Genomic DNA, 1,336 nt, shown 5'->3' on the forward strand with positions numbered 1-1,336 from the left:
GTTCCCATCACAGCGGCAAACCCCACGCGGTCGGCGCCGACCCGATCCCTTGGCCGGTATCTTCGATGAAGTGGTCGTGCCGATGCTCGAGGCTGCTCCCGGCCTCCGACCTATCGCGATCTTCGAGTGTCCGTCGTCAGAACATTTGGCGCAACTCGCGGCGTAAATTAGCGGAGTGTGGGCCTCGTCTGGGGGTTGGTTTTAGGCGGCGAGCTTGCGGTGCTGCAAGCGCCGATGTTGGATGGTCTGTCGCTTGATCCTTTCGCGCTGTTGTATGATGGCCGGAGCTCTGCCGAAGTAGGCGTCGGCGGGGGTCACGTTGTTCAGGCTCTCGTGGTATCGCTGGTGATTGTAGTGCTCGACGAACGCCTCGATCTGGGCCTCGAGGTCGCCGGGCAGGAAGTAGTTCTCGAGCAGGATGCGGTTTTTCAGGGTCTGGTGCCAGCGCTCGATCTTGCCCTGGGTTTGCGGGTGCATTGGGGCGCCGCGCACATGGCTCATCTTATTGGCCTCGATATATTCGGCCAGTTCGCCCGCGATGTAGCTGGGTCCGTTGTCGCTGAGCAGCCGCGGTTTGTGCAGCACCTTGGCGCTGTCGCAGCCAGAGGCAGCGAGCGCGAGGTCCAGCGTGTCGGTCACGTCCTCAGCCCGCATGTTGGTGCACAACTTCCAGGCGATGATGTAGCGCGAGAAGTCGTCGAGCACGGTCGACAGGTACATCCAGCCCCACCCGATGATCTTGAAGTAGGTGAAGTCGGTCTGCCACATCTCATTCGGTCGGGTTGTCTTGGTGTGGAACTGATCGGCGGCCTTGATCACGACATAGGCCGGACTGGTGATCAGATCGTGGGCCTTGAGCAGGCGGTAAACCGTGGCTTCCGACACGAAGTAACGCTTCTCGTCGGTGAACCGCACGGCCAGCTCGCGCGGTGATAACTCGCTGTAATCCAGCGCCATCTCAACGATCTGGTCCTGGATGTCGTCGCCGATGCGGTTCCATACCCGGCTCGGTGCTGATGGCCGATCTTCCAACGCCTCCGGTCCGCCTTCCAGGAAGCGATCATACCAGCGGTAGAAGGTCCGGCGGGCGATGCCGAGTTGCTCCAGCGTCCGCTTGGCAGGCAGGTGCGACTGCTCGACGATCCGGATGATCTCGAGCTTTTCGGAAGCGGGATACCTCATTCTTCGCCGCCCCCATCCGCGATCATGCTTTATGGGATGGCCCGCCCCTTTTCCCCGGCATCGGATATGATGCCGGTGCTTGAAGAGGAAAGGAGCGGACCGATGTCTATTGTGATCCTTGGCATTGATTTGGGCAAGAATGCCTGCAGCGTGG

Annotated in this window: 1 pseudogene; it reads right to left on the minus strand. The window is 60.9% G+C overall.

From position 1 onward, the window contains the following. Positions 1–201: 201 nt before the first annotated feature. Positions 202–1,212: pseudogene (locus tag H7F49_RS19195) on the minus strand (IS3 family transposase); the annotation flags it as partial. Between the last annotated feature and the right edge of the window lie 124 nt (positions 1,213–1,336).

This window comes from Novosphingobium aerophilum (assembly GCF_014230305.1).
Taxonomy (GTDB): domain Bacteria; phylum Pseudomonadota; class Alphaproteobacteria; order Sphingomonadales; family Sphingomonadaceae; genus Novosphingobium; species Novosphingobium aerophilum.